This is a genomic window from Cellulomonas humilata, assembly GCF_030814415.1.
GTDB lineage: Bacteria > Actinomycetota > Actinomycetes > Actinomycetales > Cellulomonadaceae > Cellulomonas > Cellulomonas humilata_A.
Genome location: NZ_JAUSVB010000001.1, coordinates 920,897 through 941,216, shown reverse-complemented (window position 1 = coordinate 941,216; position 20,320 = coordinate 920,897). Strand labels below are relative to the sequence as shown.

15 protein-coding genes and 1 tRNA gene are annotated in these 20,320 nt (G+C 72.0%); 9 read left to right on the top strand and 7 right to left on the bottom strand.

Annotated elements, in window-relative coordinates:
• From pknB to J2X26_RS04245, 7 genes are read right to left on the bottom strand one after another with little or no spacing between them, the layout of a single operon-like run.
• Positions 1 to 1,989 (bottom strand): Stk1 family PASTA domain-containing Ser/Thr kinase, encoded by a 1,989-nt coding sequence (gene pknB / locus J2X26_RS04275; protein ID WP_307490103.1) that lies wholly within the window; start codon positions 1,987 to 1,989, stop codon positions 1 to 3.
• Positions 1,989 to 3,239, bottom strand: a complete 1,251-nt coding sequence (locus J2X26_RS04270) for a serine/threonine-protein kinase (protein WP_307490101.1) — start codon at positions 3,237 to 3,239, stop codon at positions 1,989 to 1,991. Before J2X26_RS04270 ends, pknB begins: the two co-directional genes overlap by 1 nt.
• Positions 3,236 to 4,687, bottom strand: a complete 1,452-nt coding sequence (locus J2X26_RS04265; protein ID WP_307490100.1) for a peptidoglycan D,D-transpeptidase FtsI family protein — start codon at positions 4,685 to 4,687, stop codon at positions 3,236 to 3,238. Before J2X26_RS04265 ends, J2X26_RS04270 begins: the two co-directional genes overlap by 4 nt.
• Positions 4,684 to 6,114, bottom strand: a complete 1,431-nt coding sequence (locus tag J2X26_RS04260) for an FtsW/RodA/SpoVE family cell cycle protein (RefSeq protein ID WP_307490098.1) — start codon at positions 6,112 to 6,114, stop codon at positions 4,684 to 4,686. The genes J2X26_RS04265 and J2X26_RS04260 overlap by 4 nt, the downstream gene beginning before the upstream one ends.
• 10 nt (positions 6,115 to 6,124) lie before the next feature.
• The gene (locus J2X26_RS04255; RefSeq protein WP_307490097.1) at positions 6,125 to 7,441 is read right to left on the bottom strand and encodes a Stp1/IreP family PP2C-type Ser/Thr phosphatase; all 1,317 of its coding nucleotides are present in this window, start codon (positions 7,439 to 7,441) and stop codon (positions 6,125 to 6,127) included.
• Between the two features lie 4 nt (positions 7,442 to 7,445).
• Positions 7,446 to 7,967, bottom strand: coding sequence for an FHA domain-containing protein FhaB/FipA (locus tag J2X26_RS04250; RefSeq protein ID WP_307490096.1), 522 nt, complete (start codon positions 7,965 to 7,967; stop codon positions 7,446 to 7,448).
• A gap of 9 nt (positions 7,968 to 7,976) precedes the next feature.
• A complete protein-coding gene (locus tag J2X26_RS04245) occupies positions 7,977 to 8,687 on the bottom strand; it encodes an FhaA domain-containing protein (RefSeq protein WP_307490094.1) in 711 nt (236 codons plus the stop codon).
• A gap of 194 nt (positions 8,688 to 8,881) precedes the next feature.
• Between J2X26_RS04245 and J2X26_RS04240 the strand changes: the two genes are divergently transcribed.
• The 9 genes from J2X26_RS04240 (at position 8,882) to J2X26_RS04200 (ending at position 20,289) form a co-directional block, all read left to right on the top strand.
• A tRNA-Leu gene (locus tag J2X26_RS04240) sits at positions 8,882 to 8,964 on the top strand.
• A 174-nt stretch (positions 8,965 to 9,138) separates the two neighbouring features.
• Entirely contained in the window at positions 9,139 to 9,453 is a 315-nt protein-coding gene (locus J2X26_RS04235; protein ID WP_307490092.1) for a hypothetical protein, read from the top strand.
• The gene (locus J2X26_RS04230; RefSeq protein WP_307490091.1) at positions 9,450 to 10,073 is read left to right on the top strand and encodes a GyrI-like domain-containing protein; all 624 of its coding nucleotides are present in this window, start codon (positions 9,450 to 9,452) and stop codon (positions 10,071 to 10,073) included. Before J2X26_RS04235 ends, J2X26_RS04230 begins: the two co-directional genes overlap by 4 nt.
• A 125-nt stretch (positions 10,074 to 10,198) precedes the next feature.
• Positions 10,199 to 10,777, top strand: a complete 579-nt coding sequence (locus tag J2X26_RS04225) for a hypothetical protein (RefSeq protein WP_307490089.1) — start codon at positions 10,199 to 10,201, stop codon at positions 10,775 to 10,777.
• Between the two features lie 203 nt (positions 10,778 to 10,980).
• On the top strand, positions 10,981 to 12,561 hold the full coding sequence (locus tag J2X26_RS04220; RefSeq protein ID WP_307490088.1) for a pectate lyase family protein: 1,581 nt from the start codon (positions 10,981 to 10,983) through the stop codon (positions 12,559 to 12,561).
• 74 nt (positions 12,562 to 12,635) lie between these two features.
• The gene (locus tag J2X26_RS04215) at positions 12,636 to 13,865 is read left to right on the top strand and encodes a pectate lyase (RefSeq protein ID WP_307490086.1); all 1,230 of its coding nucleotides are present in this window, start codon (positions 12,636 to 12,638) and stop codon (positions 13,863 to 13,865) included.
• 104 nt (positions 13,866 to 13,969) lie between these two features.
• Complete coding sequence (locus J2X26_RS04210; RefSeq protein WP_307490085.1) at positions 13,970 to 15,568, top strand: FAD-dependent oxidoreductase; 1,599 nt, start codon at positions 13,970 to 13,972, stop codon at positions 15,566 to 15,568.
• Between the two features lie 36 nt (positions 15,569 to 15,604).
• Positions 15,605 to 17,440, top strand: coding sequence for an HSP90 family protein (locus J2X26_RS04205; RefSeq protein WP_307490084.1), 1,836 nt, complete (start codon positions 15,605 to 15,607; stop codon positions 17,438 to 17,440).
• A complete protein-coding gene (locus tag J2X26_RS04200; protein ID WP_307490082.1) occupies positions 17,437 to 20,289 on the top strand; it encodes a hypothetical protein in 2,853 nt (950 codons plus the stop codon). Before J2X26_RS04205 ends, J2X26_RS04200 begins: the two co-directional genes overlap by 4 nt.
• Positions 20,290 to 20,320 lie beyond the last annotated feature (31 nt).

The window sequence follows — 20,320 nt, the reverse complement described above, 5'->3', positions numbered from 1 at the left end:
CTACTTCGTGGGCGACGGCGTCGGGTTGCCCGCCGGTCCCTTCGCCACGTGGATGTCGATCTGCTGGTCCAGCGGGACCTCGTCTCCCGCCGTGGGATCGGTCCGGATCACCGTACCGACGGGGGCCTCGGACTGGTCGTCGATGCGGTTGAAGTTGGTCAGCCCGAGCCCCTGCAGCTGCTGCACGGCCTGCTCGTACGTCTTGCCGACCAGGTCGTTCGGGATGATGGCCGTGGTGGGCGTGACCGCGATCGTCAGGTTGATGACCCGGCCCTGCTTGACCGGCGTGTTCGCAGGGACGTCCTGCGTGACGACCGTGTCGGGGGTGTTGGGGGACTCGACCGGCGACGTGTTGACCTGCAGCTTGGCGGCGTTGAGGAGCGCCGTCGCCTCGGCCTTGGTCTTGCCGACCACGTCGGGCACCAGCACGTTGCCGGTGGAGACGAAGAGCGTGACGGTGGAGCCGGCACTGACCGACGTGCCCTCGGGGGGGTCGGTCTTGGTGACCTGGCCCTGCGGGAACTCGGGGTTGTCGTCGTCCTGCCGGTTGGCGGAGACGGTCAGACCCGCGTCCGTCAGGATGTCGGTCGCCTCCTGCTCCGTCTTGCCGGCGACGGACGGCACGGCCAGGCTGGCAGGCCCGGTCGAGATGATGGCCGTCACGGACGACTCCTTCTCGACGGGCGTGCCCTCCGCGGGGTCCGTCCGGATGACGAGGCCGACCGCGACGGTGTCGCTCGCCTCGTCGGCGCGTTCGTACAGCAGGTCCGCCTCGGTGATCTTGGTCCTTGCCTCGGCCTCGGTCAGGCCGACGACCGTCGGCACCGGCACGGTCGTGTCCGGCGCCTCCCGGTTGTTCGCGATGAGCAGCGCGACGATCCCCGCCACCGCGAGCACGGCGATCGCGATGAGCAACGGCAGCAGCCACGGCCGCCTGTTGCCCTCGTCCTCGTCGTCGATCCCCTCGGTGGTGGCGACGGCGGCACCCGTGGCCGCCCACGGCGACGTGGCGGGCGGCATCGTCTGCGTCGTCGCGACCGGCGGCGCCATGAGCTGCGTGGCCTCGGTGGCGGGCGTCGCGATGAGCGCCGCGGCGGCGAGCGCCCCGACGGCCGGCGCACCGACGGCACCGCCGCGCACGGCAGCCTCCAGGTCGGAGCGGAACTCGGCGGCGCTGGAGTAGCGGGAGTCACGCTCCTTGGCCAGGGCCTTGAGCGTGATGCGGTCCAGCGAGTCCGGGACGTCCGACGCGAACGTCGACGGCACCGGCGCGGCCTCGCGGACGTGCTGGTAGGCCACGGCCACGGGCGAGTCGCCGGTGAACGGCGGGCGACCGGTCAGCAGCTCGAAGAGCAGGCAGCCGGTGGAGTACAGGTCCGAGCGGGCGTCGACGGTCTCGCCGCGCGCCTGCTCCGGCGACAGGTACTGCGCGGTGCCGATGACGGCCTGCGTCTGGGTCATGGTCGCCGCGGAGTCGGCCATCGCGCGGGCGATGCCGAAGTCCATGACCTTGACCGCGCCCGTCGGGGTCAGCATGACGTTGGCGGGCTTGATGTCGCGGTGCACGATGCCCGCGTGGTGCGAGTACTCCAGCGCGGACAGGACGCCGGAGGTGATCTCCACGGCCTCCTCGATGGGCACGGCGTGGCCGTCCCGCAGGATGTCGCGGACCGTGTGGCCCTCGACGTACTCCATGACGATGAAGGGGACGTGCGCGACGACGCCCGTGGGCTCGGTGAAGACGTCCTCGCCGGTGTCGTAGACAGAGACGATCGCGGGGTGGTTCAGCGCGGCCGCGGACTGGGCCTCACGGCGGAACCGGTTCTGGAACGAGGGGTCCCGGGCCAGGTCGGAGCGCAGGATCTTGATGGCCACCGTGCGACCGAGCCGCGTGTCGTGGCCGATGTGCACCTCGGCCATGCCACCACGGCCGATGAGCTCGCCGACCTCGTACCGTCCGGCGAGGGTGCGGGATCCGTCGTCCACCACTAGGCGTCCTTTGCTTCCGTCGATGCGGGGTCTGCGGCGAACGCTGCGGACCCGTTGTCGGTGATCATCCCATCCGGGGCATCGGCACGAGGGTAGTGGGCCGTGGAAGCCGAGAGCCGGGTTCCGCCGTCCGCAGGGCCGTCCGCCTTGATGAGCTGGTTCGCGAGGGCCGCACCGAGGAGTCCGATGAGGAGCAGGACGAGCGCGAGGAGGGGCCAGGACAGCCGGCCGGTGCGGCCGATCCGCACCCCCGTCGTCGTCGACGCGCGTCGGGCCGCGGCGCGTCCGGTCGGTTCGTCGGACCGGCGCGTCCGCCGCGGCGGGTACGACGGCGGCGGACCGGCCGGCGGCTGGACCGTCGTGGACGCCGTCGCGAACGTGTCGGGGGTGCGCTGCATCTTGCTGATCAGCACCGGGATGCCCGAGGGCGGTGTGCGCGGGACCAGCTTGTCCAGCAGCTGCGCCAGCTCCTCACCGGACGCCGGCCGTGCGGTCGGCTCCTTGGAGAGCAGCCGCAGGACCAGGGCCGCCAGTGGCTTGTCGACGCTCGCGGGCAGCGGCGGGACCGCGTTGTTCACGTGGGCCACGGCGATGTCGACGGCCGTCGGACCCGTGAAGGGCCGGTGCCCGACGAGGGCCTCGTACGCGATGATCCCCAACGAGTACAGGTCGGACAGCGGGGTCGCGGGCTTGCCGACGGCCTGCTCCGGGGACAGGTACTGCGCGGTGCCCATCACCATGCCCGTGGCGGTCATCGTCACCTGGTTGCGGGCCAGGGAGACGCCGAAGTCGGTGATCTTCACGCGGCCGCCTCGGCCCAGCAGGATGTTGCCCGGCTTGACGTCCCGGTGCACCACCCCCGCGAGGTGGGCGGCGTGCAGGGCGCGAGCGGTCTGCGCGAGGATCGGCAGCAGGCGTCGCGTGGGCAGCACGGGCTCGCGCTCGAGCAGGTCGGACAGCGGCTCGCCGACGACCAGCTCCATGATCAGGAAGCCGGAGCCCTCCTGCTCGCCGTAGTCGAACAGCTGCGCGATGTTCGGGTGCGACAGGGACGCGGAGTTGCGCGCCTCGGTGCGGAACCGCTCGAGGAAGCCGCGGTCGCCGGCGAACTCCGAGCGCAGCACCTTGACCGCGACCGGGCGGGCGAGCGCGTCGTCGTACCCCTCCCACACCTCACCCATGCCACCGACGGCGATCTGCCGGACCAGCCGGTAGCGCTCGCCGAGCAGGAGACCCGAGGACGTCTTCATGATCCCAGCACCGCCTCGATGACGGCCTTCGCGATGGGGGCCGCGACGCGACCGCCCGTCGCCTCGTTGCCGGCGTTCCCGCCGTGCTCGACGATCACCGCGACCGCGACGCGGGGGGCGTCGGCCGGCGCGAAGGCCGTGAACCACGCGTGCGGCGCCTGACCCTCGGCTGTCTGCGCGGTGCCGGTCTTGCCGGCCACCTGCACGCCGGGGATCTGCGCGGCGACGCCCGAGCCGCTCTCCACGACACCGACCATCATGTCCCGCATCGCCGCGGCCGTGCCGGGCGACATCGCGGTCGAGTACAGGGTGGGCTCCGTCTCGGACACCCGGTGCAGGTCCGCCGACCGCACGGTCTGCACCGTGTACGGCGTCATCAGCTGGCCGCCGTTGGCGATCGCCGCGGAGACCATCGCCATCTGGAGCGGCGTGGCCCGCACGTCGCGCTGTCCGATGGCCGACTGGGCCGTGACGGGCAGGTCCATCTCCGCGGGGAACACGCTCTCGACGACCTTCATCGGGATGGTCAGGTCGGGGTCGTTGAACCCGAACCGCTCCGCCTGCGCTCGCAGGGCGTCCGCGCCGACGTTCAGGCCCAGCTGCCCGAACGCGGTGTTGCAGGAGATGCGCAGAGCATCGGCCAGGGTGATCGGGTCGGCGCCGCAGCCACCCCCGCCGAAGTTGCCGATGGTCGCGGTGGTCTGCGGCAGCGTGAGCCGCTCGGGCGCGGGCAGCGTGCTCTCGGGCGTGTACTGGCCGCTCTCGAGGGCCGCCGTCGCCGTCACCAGCTTGAACGTCGACCCGGGCGGGTAGGTCTCCTGCGTCGCGTTGCTGCGCAGCGGGTTGCCGGGCGCCGAGCTCAGCGCCTGGTACGCCGCCCCCGCGGCTGCGATGTCGTGCGACGCGAGCGCGTTCGGGTCGAACCCGGGAGTCGAGACGAGCGCGAGGATCTTGCCCGTCGACGGCTCGAGGGCGACGACCGCGCCCTGCTGGCCGGCCAGACCGTCGAACGCCGCCTGCTGCGCGGCCGGGTTGATCGTCGTCTCGACGGCCGCGCCCTCCGGCTGCCGGCCGGTGAGCAGGTCCCGGATCCGCGAGAAGAACAGCTGGTCCCCGCGGCCGGTCAGCTCCTCGTTCGCGGCCCGCTCCAGCTCGGTGCGACCGTTCACGACGGAGTAGAAGCCGGTCATCGCGGAGTACAGCTCGCCGTTGGTGTACGACCGCTGGTAGCCGTAGGAGTCCTCGACTTTGGTGGACAGCGCGATCGCGTCACCGGCGACGACGATCGGCCCGCGGGCGTTGCCGAACTCCCGGTACAGCGTGCGGACGTTGCGGCTGTCGTTGTTCAGGCGGTCGGCCTGGAAGTACTGCACCCACGTGGCGCTGGCCATGAGGCCGACGAACATCACGAGGACGACCGTGGCGAGGCGGCGGAGCGGCGTGTTCATCGCACCCCCCGCATGACCTCGGTCGGCTGGTCGTCGTCGCCGACGACGACCGGGGTCCCCGCGATCGGCGTCAGCGACGGCTTCATCGACGGCGCGGGGCGCCGGGCCTCGTCGGAGATCCGCAGCAGCAGCGCGACGATGACCCAGTTGGCGACGAGGGACGAGCCTCCGTACGCGATGAACGGCGTGGTCAGGCCGGTCAGCGGGATGATCCGGGTGACGCCGCCGACCACGACGAACGTCTGCAGCGCCACGATGAACGCCAGGCCGCCCGCGAGGAGCTTTCCGAAGCCGTCGCGCACCCCGATCGCGGTGCGCATGCCGCGCTCCGTCAGGATCGCGAAGCACAGCAGGATGGCGAGCAGACCGGTCAGGCCGAGCTCCTCACCGAGCGACGCGACGATGAAGTCCGACTCGGCGAACGGCACCAGGTCCGGCCGGCCCTGCCCCCAGCCGGTGCCGAACAGCCCGCCGCTGGCCATACCGAACAGGCCGCGCACCAGCTGTCCGGAACCGCCTGGGCTCTGGTCGAAGACGGCTGGGTCGAACGCATTGAGCCAGGCGTCGAAACGTGCCCCGACGTGCGAGAACGCACCGGCGGCGATGACCGCGCCGGCGACGAACAGCAGGAGGCCGATGACCACCCAGCTCAGCCGCTCGGTCGCCAGGTAGAGCATGGCGACGAACAGTCCGAAGAACAGCAGCGAGGTCCCGAGGTCACGCTCGAGGACGAGGACCGCCACCGACGCTCCCCACACGATGAGGATCGGGCCGAGGTCGCGCGGGCGCGGCAGCTGCAGACCCAGCACCTTGGGCCCGGCGAGCGCGAGGGTGTCGCGATGGGTGACCAGGTAGCCGGCGAAGAAGATGGCGAACGCGATCTTGGCGAACTCCGCCGGCTGGAAGCCGACCCCGCCGACGCGCACCCAGATGCTGGCACCGTTGATGGTCCGCCCCAGGCCCGGGACCAGGGGCAGCAGGACGAGCACGAGACCGGCGATCATCGCGGTGTACGTGTAGCGGCGCAGGGTGCGGTGGTCGCGCAGCAGGACGATGACGGCCGCCGCGAGGATCACCGAGATCGCCGTCCACACCAGCTGACGCTGCGCGAACGTGTCCTCACGCCCCCGCGCCGCGTACGCGAAGTCGATCCGGTAGATCATCGCGAGCCCGATGCCGTTCAGCGCCACCGTGATCGGCAGGATCACCGGGTCCGCGAACGGTGCACGCCAGCGCAGCACCAGGTGGATGCCGATGGCGAGGGCGGCCATGCCGAGCCCGTAGCCGATCACGTCGGGCGGGACCTTGTTGGTGGTGCCGATGCCGGCGAGCGCGTACGACGCCACGCCGATGGCGAGCGCGAGCAGCAGCAGGCCGAGCTCGACACCCCGGCCGGCCCGCACCCGGTGCGGCTGGACGGTAGCCATCACGCGCGGCTCACGGTGTGGCCGTCCCGGTGGGGACGGAGGTGGCGCTGGGGGTGGCGGTCGGCGTCGGGCGCGACGACGGCGCGGTGTCCTCCTCGAGCATCGCGACCAGGTCGCGGGCGTCGTCGAGAGAGTCGGCGTGGATGGTCTGCTCGACGCGCTCCCGCAGGTAGCGCGAGTCGAGGTCGTCCAGCGACGTGCCCGTGCGCTCGACCACCGACGACAGCGCGATCGGGCCCAGGGTCTGCGGGAGGCCGCGGAAGATCACGACCTCGTCGTCGTCGACCCCCACGTAGTACTGCGTCTGTGTCCAGCTGTACGCGACCACGGCGGCGCCGACGACGAGCGCGGCGATCCCCAGCCACATGACGACCGACCGCCAGCGGCGGGGTCTCGTCGGGTGCTCCTCGTCGTCGTCCGTGACGGCCGCGGCGGGGGTCGTCTCCTGCGCGTCGTCGTCCACCACCTGAGCGGCCCGCGCCAGCCCGGCAGCGCGTGCCGCCGGACCGTCGGCGGCGGCCGTCGGGTCGTTGCGGGTCAGCGCCGCGGCGCCGACGACCGTCGCGTTCGTCGTCGGGCCCTCACCGTCGGCGACGTCGTCGAGCTCCACCACGTCCGCGAGCACGACCGTGATGTTGTCCCCGCCGCCGGCCCGCAGCGCGAGCTGGACCAGCCGGTCCGCGCACGCGTCGACGTCGGAGATCGTCGCCATCGTCTCCTCGATGGTCTCCGCGCTCACGAAGCCCGACAGGCCGTCCGAGCACAGCAGCCACCGGTCGCCCTTGCGCGCCTCGCGGACGGACAGGTCGGGGGTCACCTCCGGGTCGAAGTCGCCCAGCACGCGCATCACGACCGAGCGCTGCGGGTGGTGCTCGGCCTCCTCGGGCGTGATCCGGCCGATGTCCACCAGGTGCTGCACGAACGTGTGGTCGGTGGTGACCTGCGTGAGGATGCCGTCGCGCATGAGGTACCCGCGCGAGTCGCCCAGGTGCACCATCGCGAGCTTGTTGCCGGCGCGCAGGATCGCGAGCACCGTCGTGCCCATGCCGCTCAGGTCCGGGTCGGCGTCGCTGCGCGCGATGATCTCGTCGCGGGCGTCCGCCAGGGCCGCCTCGAGCTGGTCCAGCGCGTCGTCGGGACCGTGCGACTCGCCGTCCAGCGGCGCGAACGCGGCGACGGCGACCGAGGACGCGACATCGCCACCCGCGTGCCCGCCCATGCCGTCCGCGACCATCAGCAGGTGCGGACCGGCGTACGCCGAGTCCTGGTTGTTGGAGCGCACGAGTCCGACGTCGGACCGCGCCGCATATCTGAGTGCGACGGACACCGGGTTACCTCTGCAGCTCGAGAACGCTCTGGCCCACGCGGACGGGTGTACCCGTCGGGACGGGAGTCGGAGCCTCGACGCGCTGGTCCGCCACGTATGTCCCGTTCGTCGATCCGAGGTCCTCGACGAACCACTGGCCGCCCTGCGGGAAGATCCGCGCGTGCCGCGACGACGAGTAGTCGTCGTCCAGGACGAGCGTGCAGCCGGGTGCGCGGCCGATGAGCACGGACGACGCCCCCAGCGGGATGATCGTGCCGCGCAGCGGACCTTCCGTCACGACGAGCCGGCCGGGCCCGCCCCCGCTGCGCGTCGAACGGGGGATGCGGGTCGGTGCCGTCTCCGGCCGTGCGGGCTCCGTGGCGACAGCTGCCGCGGCCGCCGCAGGAACCGCAGCCTTGCGACGGCGACGGTCGGTGATCCGCGTCCCGTACAGGTCACGGCGCAGCACACCGATGGCGAAGAGCACGAGCACCCACAGCAGGGCCAGGTAACCCAGCCGCAGCAGGGTGATCGTCAGTTCACTCATGTGCCGGCGTCACTCGTCCAGGTCCGGCTCGCCGCCTGTCCAGAACAGGATCCGGGTGCGCCCGATGGTCAGCGTGTTGCCGTCCAGCAGGGTCGCGGCCGGAACCTGGTGGCCCTCGACGAAGAGTCCGTTGGTCGAGCCCATGTCCGTGGCGACCACCCCGTCACCGGTCACCCGGATCTCCAGGTGCCGCCGAGAGACGCCCGGGTCGTCGACGATGATGTCCGCCTCCGAGCCGCGTCCGATGACCGTGACGGGCCCCGTGAGGATGTAGCGCTGACCGTCGATGTCCACCAGGGGGTGCCGCGCGCTGGGCGCCGACGTGGCCCCCGCGGGCGCGACCGCACCGCGCACCGTCGCGCTGTGCACCCGGAACCGCGCCGCCTCGAGCTCGCTGTCCTCGCTGAACGACACCGTCACCGGACCCACGAACGCGTAGCGCTGGCTGGCGGCATAGTCGGTGACGTTGTTGGCGAACTCGTCCGCCAACGCCTCCGCACCCCACGACTCCACCTGGTCGTAGTCGGCAGTTGCGAGCTCGATCGTGAACTCGTTGGGCACGACCGTGCGATCCCGACCCACGACGGCCGCCCGGTCGTCCACCTCGCGGCGCAGCGCGCTGGAGAGGTCGAGCGGCTTGAGCTCGCTCTTGAAGGCCTTGGCGATGGCGTTGTTGACCACCCGCTCCACGCCGTTCTCGAACCTGTCGAGGATGCCCACGCCCACCTCCCCCGTCCCTCTCGCGTCGCTGCAGGCAGGTCGCCTACCCGCAATCCGCCTTGATCGTATCTGTGACCCGCCAGTACGGGGTCGGATGCAGGGTGATGTGCGCGCGGCGTCTCATCGCGGCAGGTGCGTGGTGCCTGCAGGCGGTTCAGAACCTGCCCGGTCGTCGTGCTAATGTTCTGCGGCGCGCGCGAGTGGCGGAACGGCAGACGCGCTGGCTTCAGGTGCCAGTGTCCGAAAGGGCGTGGGGGTTCAAATCCCCCCTCGCGCACAGATGGGTAGCTCCCCAGGGGGCCGCTCGAGCAGTACCGAGACTCCCGGTCAGAGCGATCTGACCGGGAGTTTCGTCGTTGGTGGGCGGTGGCAGAGCGCCTGGACCCTTGTGCGAGACCGCGCGCGTCGAGGATGGTCGTTCCTGTCAACGTCGCCGCCCCGGGGGTACGCCATGTCCAACATCGCCCGTCGATGCTCCGACGCCTCGTGCCCCGCCCACGGCAAGGTGCAGGCGACCCCGACGTGCGCGGTGTGCGGCAGGCCGACCGAGTGGACCGTCCTGCGTGTGCCGCCGCCGGGTACCGGTCCGATCGCGCCGATCTACTCGACGCCGATGCCGCTCAAGGAGCCGCAGCCGCACACGCGGCCACCCGGTACCGAGACGCGCACCTGCACGAACCCGGGCTGCGCCGACTTCCACGTGGTCCAGGACGCGACGGTCTGCGCAGCGTGCGGGCACGCGACCGTCGTCGCGAGGGCTCTGTGACGGACCGGGTCGACCTCAAGAAGTCGCTCGACAGCTACCAGGCCCGACGGGGGCAGTTCCGGATCGTCGACGTGCCCGACCTGCAGTACCTGATGATCGACGGCCACGGCGATCCGAACACCTCGCCGGCGTTCACGGACGCGGTCGAGACGCTCTACCCCGTGGCCTACACGCTCAAGTTCGCGAGCAAGCGCGACCTCGGACGCGACTACGTGGTCCCGCCGCTCGAGGGTCTGTGGTGGGCGGAGGACCTGGCGTCGTTCACGGCGGCGCGGGACAAGTCCCGGTGGGACTGGACGCTGATGCTCCTGGTCCCGGACTGGTTGGGCGAGGAGCTGGTCGCCGCGGCCATCGAGAAGGTCGCGGCGAAGAACCGGCCGGCGCGGCTGGACGACCTCCGGCTGGCGCCCTTGTCCGAGGGGCGGTGCGTGCAGACGCTGCACGTCGGATCGTTCGACGACGAGGCCGACGTGCTCGCGCGGCTGCACCACGAGTTCATCCCGCACAACGGGCTGCGGATGACCGGGACGCACCACGAGATCTATCTCAGCGACTTCCGGAAGGTCGCGCCCGAGAAGCAGCGCACCATCCTGCGGCAGCCGGTGACCTCGGCGGTCTGAGCGGACGCGTCGTCGAATCGCCGGTCTGGCTGGGGTGATATGTGGTCAGATGTCCATGCGCACCCACCCGCCCACCGGGCGGCGGGGACTGTGGCGTAGGAAGCAGTCTCCGAGAGGGGCATCGCGTGAGCGCACCACGGGCGGTCGTCCGGCAAACCTCGGGAGTCATCGCCGTGCTCACGGCCGTCCTCCTGGTGGCGTCGTGCGGTGACGGTGGGATCTCCCTTCCGACCCCGACCCGCACGCCGACGCCGACGATCACGATCCCGCCGCTGCCCACCCCCACGCCGACGATCACGATCCCGTCGCTCCCGACGCCGACGCTGCCGTCCCGTCCCACGCCGACCGAGACGGCGATCGCTCCCGAGCCGACGCCGACCGAGCCGGAGCCGGAACCGACCCCCACCCCAGAGCAGCCACCGGAGCCGACCCCGACGGAGCCGGCGCCCGTGCCGCTCCCCACGCCGGTGCCGACCGAGACAGCTGTCGCCCCGGAGCCGACGCCGACCCCCACGCCGACCCCGACCCCGACTCCCACGCCGACGCCGACGGTGACGCCTTCGCCGTCCGCGTCGACCGACGTGCCGGCTGAGGACGTTGCCGACGGCACCCCGGCGTGGGTCTGGTGGCTGCTCGGGTTCCTCGTCGTCGGCCTCGGCGTCGGTATCCCGCTGATCGTCCGGGCGCGTCGCCGAGCCGCCTGACGCCCGCACGTCGATCCGAGTCGCGCCTGAGGTCCGTCGCGCCCGCACATGAGAAACACCGTGCCGAATCGTTTAGCCAGTCGGCGTGCGGAAAGCGGTCTCCTACGATCGAGAAACCGGTTGCTCACCCCTCCGACACCGGGACGCCCGACTCCGTGGGTCGAGGTAGCGGCCTGAACTCCAATGACGAAGATGAGGCAACGATGAGACGAGCATTCGCACGACGGCCCCTCGCGGCAGTGGCCACGCTGGCCATGGCCACCACGATCGGCGTGACCGCCATCTCGATGTCCGCCGCGCAGGCGGCGACCGGCGGGGTGACCGGCTACGCCACCCAGAACGGCGGCACGACCGGTGGCGCCGGCGGCACGACCGTCACCGCGTCCACCGGCACCGCGATCCACACGGCCCTGTGCAACCGCGCCAGCACCAGCACCCCCATCACGATCCAGGTCTCCGGGACGATCACGGTCGGGAACACCGCCAAGGTCTCGGGCACCGGCTGCAGCACCGCGGACGGCGTGATCGAGCTCAAGAACATCAGCAACGTCACCATCGTCGGCGTGGGCGGCGGTGCCACGTTCGACCAGATCGGGATCCACATCCGGGACTCGCGGAACATCATCATCCAGAACGTCACCGTCAAGAACGTCAAGAAGTCCGGCTCGCCCACGTCCAACGGCGGCGACGCGATCGGCATGGAGAGCACCGTCCGCAACGTGTGGGTCGACCACGTGACCCTCGAGGCCTCGGGCGGCGAGTCGGAGGGCTACGACGGCCTCTTCGACCTGAAGAACGACGTGCAGTACGTGACGCTGTCCTACAGCATCCTGCGCAACTCGGGCCGCGGCGGGCTCATCGGCTCAAGCGAGGACGACCGGGGGAACGGGTTCATCACGTTCCACCACAACAGCTACTCGAACCTCGACTCGCGCACCCCGCTGCTGCGCGGCGGCATCGCGCACATCTACAACAACTCGTACACGAACCTGGTCGAGTCGGGGATCAACTCCCGGGCCGGCGCCAAGGCGAAGGTCGAGAACAACTACTTCAAGAACTCGAAGGACGTCCTCGGCACCTTCTACACGAGCGAGGCCGGCACCTGGCAGGTGGCCGGGAACATCTTCGACAACATCACCTGGTCGGCCAAGAGCAGCGAGAACAACCCGGCCGGACCGAACGTCGTGTCGACGACCTCCGTCAGCATCCCGTACTCCTACACGCTGGACGGCGCGAGCTGCGTGCCCGCCATCGTCAGCCAGACGGCCGGCGCCAACACGGGCCTGAAGGTCTCCGACGGCTCGTGCACCCCGACGACACCGACCGCCACGCCGACGTCGACCTCCACCCCGACGTCGACCCCGACCACCACCCCGACGTCGACGCCCACCCCGACCCCGACGTCGACCACGCCGAGCGGGACCAACCTCAGCCTCGCGGCGGGTGCGGACGGGTCGAGCAAGGGCAGCGGGACCAGCTACGGCAACGTCAAGGACGGCTCCCTGAGCACGTACTGGTCGCCGAGCGGCTCCACCGGCAGCATCTCGATCAAGTGGGGATCGGCCACCAGGGTCGCGAAGGTCAACATCCGGGAGACCTCGGGCGCCAGCGGCCGGATCGGTGCCTGGAAGCTGATCAACGCCGACACGGGCGCGGTGCTCAAGACCGGCACCGGGGCGGGCGTCATCAGCTTCACCGCGACGTCGCTGAAGAAGATCACCTTCGAGATCACCAGCGCGTCCTCGACCCCGCAGGTCGCGGAGTTCGAGACGTACGCCAGCTGACCTGAGCGTCACCGCGCGACCCGCTCCAGAGCGGGTCGCGCGGCCCCCATCGACGGACGAAGAAGAGGAACACGATGAGACGAGCACCAGCACGACGGCCCCTGGCCGCTCTGGCCACCCTGGCCATGGCGGCCACGATCGGGGTGACCGCGATCTCGATGTCTGCCGCGCAGGCCGCGAGCGGAAACCTCAGCCTGGGCGCGGGCGCCGACGGGTCGAGCAAGGCCAGCGGCACCAGCTACGGCAACGTCAAGGACGGCTCCCTGAGCACGTACTGGTCGCCGAGCGGCTCGACCGGCAGCATCTCGATCAAGTGGGGATCCGCCACCGCCGTCTCGTCGGCCAGCATCGTCGAGACGTCCGGTTCCAGCGGCCGGATCGGTGCCTGGAAGCTGATCAACGCCGACTCCGGCGCGGTCCTGAAGACCGGCAGCGGTGCGGGCGTCATCAGCTTCAGCTCGACGTCGCTGAAGAAGCTCACGTTCGAGATCACCAGCGCGTCGTCCACACCGCAGGTCGCGGAGTTCGAGACGTACGCCGGGGGCACCACGCCCACGTCGTCGCCGACGTCGTCGCCCACGTCGACCCCGACCTCCAGCCCGACCTCGTCGCCCACCGCGCCGCCGTCCGGCTCGTGGCCGACGGCGACGGGCCAGAAGAAGGTGTCGTCGACGATCGCGGTCTCCGGCACGCTCGACGGTGGCAACGTCCGGTACTACGGGATCTCCTCGGGTGACCAGGACGAGTCCCAGCCGCCGATCTTCCAGCTCTCCGACGGCGCCACGCTCAAGAACGTCATCATCGGCACCGGTGCCGGCGACGGCGTGCACTGCACCGGCACCTGCACGCTGGAGAACGTCTGGTGGGAGGACGTGGGCGAGGACGCCGCCACGCTCAAGGGCTCGTCGAGCTCGCAGGTCATGACCGTCAACGGCGGTGGCGCCAAGGGTGCCTCCGACAAGGTCTTCCAGCACAACGGCCCGGGCAGGTTCGTCATCAAGAACTTCCAGGTGACCGACTTCGGCAAGCTCTACCGCTCGTGCGGCAACTGCTCCAAGCAGTACGCACGCACCGTCGTCATCGACAACATCAAGGTCACCGCGCCGGGCAAGTCGCTGGTCGGGATCAACTCCAACCTCGGCGACAAGGCGACGATCACGAACGTGACGATCTACAACGACTCGTCGAAGAAGATCGTCATCTGCGAGGAGTACAAGGGCGTGACCTCGGGCGAGCCGTCGAAGATCGGCTCCGGACCGTCGTCCGCGTGCGGCTACTCGACCTCGTCGATCACGTACAAGTGACGCGCTGAACGACACGGGACGGTCCCGGACCCTCACGGTCCGGGACCGTTCCCGTGTCTGCGACGATGCGGAGCATCTGACCCGAACCGTCATCGCGAGGCCACGTGATCACCGCCGCCGAGCTGTCTGCCATCCCGCTGTTCGCCGACCTGACGCCGGAGCAGCTCGCGTTCCTCGCGCGGGCGGTCGAGGACATCCCGCTGCTGCCCGGCGAGTACGCCGTGCACGAGGGGGACGAGCGGGCCCTGTTCGTCGTCGTCGACGGGCGGGTGGACCTCACCAAGGAGATCAACGGCGTCGACCGCGTCATCGGCCCCCGCGGTCCCGGCGAGATCTACGGGGAGGTGCCGGTCATGCTCAGCATGAACATGCCGGCCGGCTGCGTGGCGGTCGAGGCGTCGCGGATGATCAAGGTGGACGTCGGGACGTTCTTCACGCTCGCCGCCACGGCACCGCAGGTCGTCGCACGCGTGGGTGCGCTCGCGCAGGGCCGCATGGAGGGCCTCAAGCAGATCGCCGCCGAGAAGCCCACGCCGGACATGGTCGTCGTCGGCCCGCTCGTGGACCCGCGCGTGCACGAGCTGCGGACGTTCCTGCACCGCAACCGCATCGCGTTCGAGACGCACGACGCACCCCACGGTCTCGTCGTCGAGCGCGCCGACGGCACCCGGCTCGTCGACCCCACCGTGCGGGAGATCGCGCTCGCGGGCGGGCTGCGGGTGGTGCCGTCGCGCGACGAGTACGACGTGGTGATCGTCGGAGGCGGGCCGACGGGGCTCACCGCCGCGGTGAACGGTGCCGCGGAGGGGCTGCGCACGCTGGTCGTCGAGAAGTTCGCGCCGGGCGGTCAGGCCGGGACGTCGACGCGGATCGAGAACTACACCGGCTTCCCCTTCGGGGTCTCGGGCGACGAGCTGGCCAGCAAGGCGCTGCGGCAGGCGGGACGGCTGGGCGCGGAGATCGTCGTGACGCGGGCCGTCGAGAGCGTGGATCCCCGGACGCTGTCGGTGACGCTCGACGGCGGCAGCCAGATCGGCGCCAAGGTCGTGCTGCTGACCTCGGGCGTCGAGTGGCGGCACGTGCCGCTGGCGGCGATCGACCGCTTCGTCGGCAACGGCGTCTACTACGGTGCCGCGCGCAGCGACTCCGGGCTGGCGCACGGCAAGGACGTCTACATCATCGGCGCCGGCAACTCTGCGGGGCAGGCGGCCCTGTTCTTCTCACGCTTCGCCCGGAGCGTGACCCTCGTCGTCCGCGGTGAGTCGCTCGCCGCGAGCATGTCCCAGTACCTGATCGACCAGATCGGCTCGAACCGGCACGTCACCGTCGAGACACGCTCCGAGGTCGTGACGCTGCACGGGCAGGAGGTGCTCGAGCAGATCGAGGTCGTCGACCGGCGCACGGGGACCGTCGTGACGCATCAGGCCGAGGTGCTCTTCGTGATGATCGGCGCCGACGCGGTGACGTCCTGGCTTCCCGACGAGGTCGCGCGCGATGCGCACGGCTACGTGCTGACCGGCCCGGACGCGAGGTTGTCCGGCGGGTGGATGCAGGCCCGGGAGCCGTTCGCGCTCGAGACCACCGTGCCGGGGCTGTTCGCGGCGGGCGACGTCCGGTCGGGGTCGGTCAAGCGAGTGGTCTCCGGCGTCGGGGAGGGCGGCATGGCGATCGCGTTCGTGCACCAGCTGCTGGCGCTCGGATGACCCCCGCCATCTGGACCGCTGCCCTACAGTTCACGCGTGCGTGAGGACCAGAGCACCTTCCAGGTCGACCTTCGCGGCATCGTCGACCTGCTGAGCCACCACCTGTACTCCGGCCCGCGCGTGTACGTCCGCGAGCTGATGCAGAACGCGGTCGACGCCGTCACGGTGCGGGGCGCGGCCGACGACCGGCCCGCGCTGCTCCTGGTCCCGACGGACGTCGCGCCCGACGGCCGGCTGCATGCCATGGACTCGGGCGTGGGTCTCGACGCCGACGACGTCCGCACGTTCCTGGCCACGATCGGCCGGTCCAGCAAGCGCGACGAGCTGGGCCTGGCGCGCTCCGACCTGCTCGGGCAGTTCGGCATCGGCCTGCTCAGCTGCTTCATGGTCAGCGAGGACATCGAGGTGGTGTCGCGACGGGCCGACGGGCCGTGGGTCCGGTGGGTCGGGCACGCGGACGGCACGTACGAGCTGACGACGCTGCCGGACGGCCTCGACGCCGGCGACGACCGAGCGACCTGGCTGGCCGGCGGACCGGGCACCTGCGTGACGCTGGCCCCGCGGCGCGGCACGGAGCACCTGCTCGACACCGTCTCCGTCGTGGCCCTGGCCCGGCACTTCGGCTCCTACCTGCCGCACCGGGTCGTCGTGCGCACGGCTGAGGGTGAGGTGGAGGCGAGCCTGCAGACGCCGCCGTGGCGGATCGAGGACCCCGAGCGTCGTCGGGCCGCCTGCGTGGAGCTCGCGACCGCCGAGCTGGGTGGGCCACCGTTCCACGTGCTGCCGATCCGGGTCCCGCAGGCCGGGCTCGACGGCGTCGCCGTGATCGGCGGGCACCGCGCGGCCAGCGCCAGCCAGGGCCGCCACCGCGTGCACCTCAAGGGCATGCTCCTGTCCGACCAGGTGGCCGACCTGGTCCCGGAGTGGGCGTTCTTCGTCCGCTGCGCGGTGGACTCCCAGCTGCTGCGCCCGACGGCGAACCGGGAGGCACTCTTCGACGACGACCTGCTCGAGCACACGCGCACCGAGATCGGCGCCCAGGTGCGCGCGTGGCTGGTGCGCATGGCGTCGACGCAGCCCGAGCGGATGCAGCGGTTCCTCACCATCCACCAGGTGGCCGTCAAGGCGATGGCCCTGCAGGACGACGAGATGCTCCGGATCGTCCTGCCGCTCCTGCCCTTCGAGACCAACCAGGGCCGGTGCACGCTGCCGGAGCTGATGCGGACGACCGACGTGGTGCGCGTCGCGGCGACCGTGGACGACTTCCGCCAGGTCGGTTCCGTCCTGGCGGCGCAGGGCGTCGCCGTGGTGAACGGCGGCTACACGTTCGACCTGGACCTGGTGCGCAGGCTGGTCGACGTCGAGCCGTCCGCCGTCGTCGAGGTCGTCGTGCCCGGGGACGTCGACGGGCACGTCCGGCTCGTGCCCGACGAGCGGCTGGGGGAGGTCGCGGCCGCGCTGGCCGACGTGCGGGCGGCGCTCGACGTCGCCCAGGTGGATGTCGAGCTGCGGGCGTTCGCGCCCGCGTCGCTGCCCGCGCTCCTGCTCGACGAGGGCGACCGGCGCGAGCGGCGGGAGGTGCGCGCCGCTGCCGCGGAGGCCGACGACGTCTGGAGCGCGCTCCTCGGCGCGTTCGACGACGGCGGCAGCGACCGGCCGCGGCTCCTGCTCAACGACACCAACCCGACCGTGCGCCGGATCCTCGTCCTGCAGGACACGGCGCTGCGGCAGGTGGCGGCCGAGTCCCTGTACGGGCGGGCTCTGCTCGCCGGCGGCCGGCGGCTCCGCCCCGTCGACACCGCTCTGATCGACCGCTCGTTCAACACGCTTCTCGACCGTGCGGTCGACGAATCCGGAGGGACCCTCGCGTGACCGTGACCCGAGCCGAGGTGCAGCAGCTGCTGGACCAGGTAGCCCTCACCCCGAGGTTCGAGCGGACCGCCGCCGCGGAGGAGCTCGTGCGCGCCGCCGACGCCTCCGGCGACGACGAGATGCGGTTCCGCGCCCGGCTGGAGCTCGTCGAGTCGTTCTTCTACGCGACAGCGAAGCACCGGATGTTCGCGCCGTTCGCGTACCTCGTGCAGTGCTACGACGCCGAGCCGGACTGGCTCACGGACGACGACCGCTACCGGGTGCTGTGGCTGCACAAGTGGATGGTGGTCGACCTCCTCGACCACCCCGAGATCTCGCTGGACCAGCTGGAGACCGTGCTCGACGGCATGCGGAGCCGGTACGTCGCCGCGGGCGAGGGCCTCGCCCCCGTGCTCAGCTGTGCCTACGTGCTGCACGCGCACGTCCACGGAGCCGCCGCGTCGGAGGCCGAGTACCTCGCGTGGCGGCGGGCACCGCGGACGCGGCTGTCGGACTGCGAAGGCTGCGAGCCGGACCAGCGCATCACGCACCTGGCCGAGCTGGGCCGGCACCAGGAGGTCGTCGACGAGCTCGAGCCCGTGGTGCGCGGCCAGGTCGGGTGCTCCGAGCAGCCGCAGCGCGCCATCAGCATGGCGCTGGCGTCGATCGTCGAGCTCGGCGACGTCGAGACGGCCGCCGCGTCGCACCGCAGCGCCTACCGTGCGAGCCGTCGCAACCCCGGCGAGACGGCGGCGGTCGCGCGGCACCTCGAGGTGCTGGCCCGCACCGGCAACGTCAGCCGCGGCCTGGACGTGCTCGCGGAACAGCTCGACGCCCTGGACCGACCGTCGTCGCCGATGACGGGGATGCAGCTCGCCGCCGCGGCCGCCCGGCTGCTCCGGCCGCTGGTCGACGCGGGGGACGGCGACCGGCTGGTCCGGGGGCGCGGCCGGGAGCCCGAGCGAGCGGTCGACCTCCTCGCTCGCGTCGAGGAGCAGGCGCTCACCACCGCGCGCCGGTTCGACGAGCGCAACGGCACGACGGCCGTCGGCGACAACGTCCGGGACTGGCTCGCGGCGCCCGACCTGCCGGCCCTCCCGCTCGGCAGCACCCACCCGGACCGGACGACCGCCCCGCAGCTCGACCTGCCGCGGGTCCCAGCGCATCCCGCCCTCCAGGAGGACGTCGACCTGGCCACCCTGGACGTCCCCGCGCTGGCGGACCTCTGCGAGCTCGCGCAGCGCGTCGCGTACCGCCCGACCTGGGACCGGCTGGCCACGCACTGGCTGGCGCGGCGCGGCACGGAGACCGCCGCCGTGCGGGCGCACGCCGACCTCGACGCGTTCTGCGCGTGGAGCTCGATCGACCCGGAGCCGGAGCTCACGCGCAGCGCTGCCCGGCTCTACCGGCAGCTCGGCGACGAGGCCGAGGCGGTGCTCGTCGAGCTCCTGGGCGACCTGCGCGCCGGGCTCCCGATCGAGACGGAGACCGTGCTCAGGGCGGTGGACGCCACCGGGACGGGCAGCCAGCGCGCCCTGGTCCGCTCCCGGCTGGCCGTGGACGCCCCGGACGAGCTCGCCGCCCGGCTGCGCGGCGAGGCCCTCGACCTGCTGGCCACGCTCGGTGAGCTGACCCCGCACGACCGCGGGCTCGTCGCGCGCCTCCGCCTCGCGACCGCCCCCGACGGCCCCGTCCTCGAGTCGGTCCACGACGGCGAGGAGCCCGAGGTCCGGGTCCAGGTCCTCGGCGGCCGGGCCGGCGCCAGCGCGAGCTCCGGCGACCTGCCCGCCGCGTTCGGCCTGCTCGACGAGGCCGCGGCAGTCGCACGGACGGCCGGCGCGCCCGCGCTGGCGCTCCACGTCGAGGCGGCGCGCGCCCGGGCGTTCCTCGCATCCGGGGAGCACGAGCGTGCGGAGGCCCACGCGATGGCCGTAGCCGCAGCCGCCCTCGACGAGGACCTCGCCGACATCGCCATCGACTGCCGGACCTTCGTCGCGCTCGTGATGGCCCAGCGAGGTCGCGAGCTCGAGGCGATCGAGCTCGCCGAGTCGACGCTCGGGATCACCCCCCGCGACGCCGTCGTGCCGCGCCGGCAGCGCGCGTACCGGACCGAGCAGCGCCTGTCCCTGCTCGACCTCGCCTCCCGCCTCTCGTCGTCGATGGAGGAGTCCGACCGTGCCGAGGCCCTCGCGCGCGAGGCGGTCGAGCTCGCCACCGGTGCCGACGGGACGGCCGCGCTCGCGTGCCACGCCCTGCACCGCCTCGCCGGTCTGCGGGAGTCGGTGGACGCGGTCGAGGCGACGCGCCTGTACGCCGAGGCGCTCGACGCCGCGCTCGCCAGCGGGCAGGACGCCGCGGCCCTCGTGGTCCGGCGCGACCGCATCTGGGCCCGGTTCGACGCCGACGGGCTCGACGCGGCGCTCGCGGACCTCCAGGGCGCCCGCACCGCCAACGAGGTCGCACAGGCCCGGGTCCTCGCCGACCCGTCGTCCGCAGGAGACCTGGCCACCTGGGACTTCCCGTGGGAGGACGCCACCCTCTGCACCCTGTCCGCACAGCTGCTGGAGCACGCGGGCGAGCACGAGCGCGCGCTCGACGCCCTGGACGGGCTGCCGGCCACGTGGGAGGAGCTCGGCGACGGCGCCCGGGCGCTCGACAGCGAGAGCCTGCGCGGCGTCGCCCTGCTCGAGATCGGCCGGGACGCCGAAGGTCTCGCGCTGCTGGACGACGTCGCCGTGCGCGCCCGGGCCGCAGGTGCGACCCAGGTGAGCAGCCACGCGGCCAGCGCGGCGGCGATGTGGCTCGACCAGGCCGGTCGTCCCGAGGAGGCCCAGGCGTTCTGGGAGCGGCACTTCGGGGACGACGGCTGATCGACGGTCGCGGCGTGTGCGGCGGGGGCGT

Coding starts and splice junctions, on each gene's coding strand:
- J2X26_RS04270 (WP_307490101.1), bottom strand. CDS start 3,239: ATGAAGACGTCCTCGGGTCTCCTGCTCGGCGAGCGCTACCGGCTGGTC.
- J2X26_RS04265 (WP_307490100.1), bottom strand. CDS start 4,687: ATGAACACGCCGCTCCGCCGCCTCGCCACGGTCGTCCTCGTGATGTTC.
- J2X26_RS04260 (WP_307490098.1), bottom strand. CDS start 6,114: ATGGCTACCGTCCAGCCGCACCGGGTGCGGGCCGGCCGGGGTGTCGAG.
- J2X26_RS04250 (WP_307490096.1), bottom strand. CDS start 7,967: ATGAGTGAACTGACGATCACCCTGCTGCGGCTGGGTTACCTGGCCCTG.
- J2X26_RS04235 (WP_307490092.1), top strand. CDS start 9,139: ATGTCCAACATCGCCCGTCGATGCTCCGACGCCTCGTGCCCCGCCCAC.
- J2X26_RS04220 (WP_307490088.1), top strand. CDS start 10,981: ATGAGACGAGCATTCGCACGACGGCCCCTCGCGGCAGTGGCCACGCTG.
- J2X26_RS04215 (WP_307490086.1), top strand. CDS start 12,636: ATGAGACGAGCACCAGCACGACGGCCCCTGGCCGCTCTGGCCACCCTG.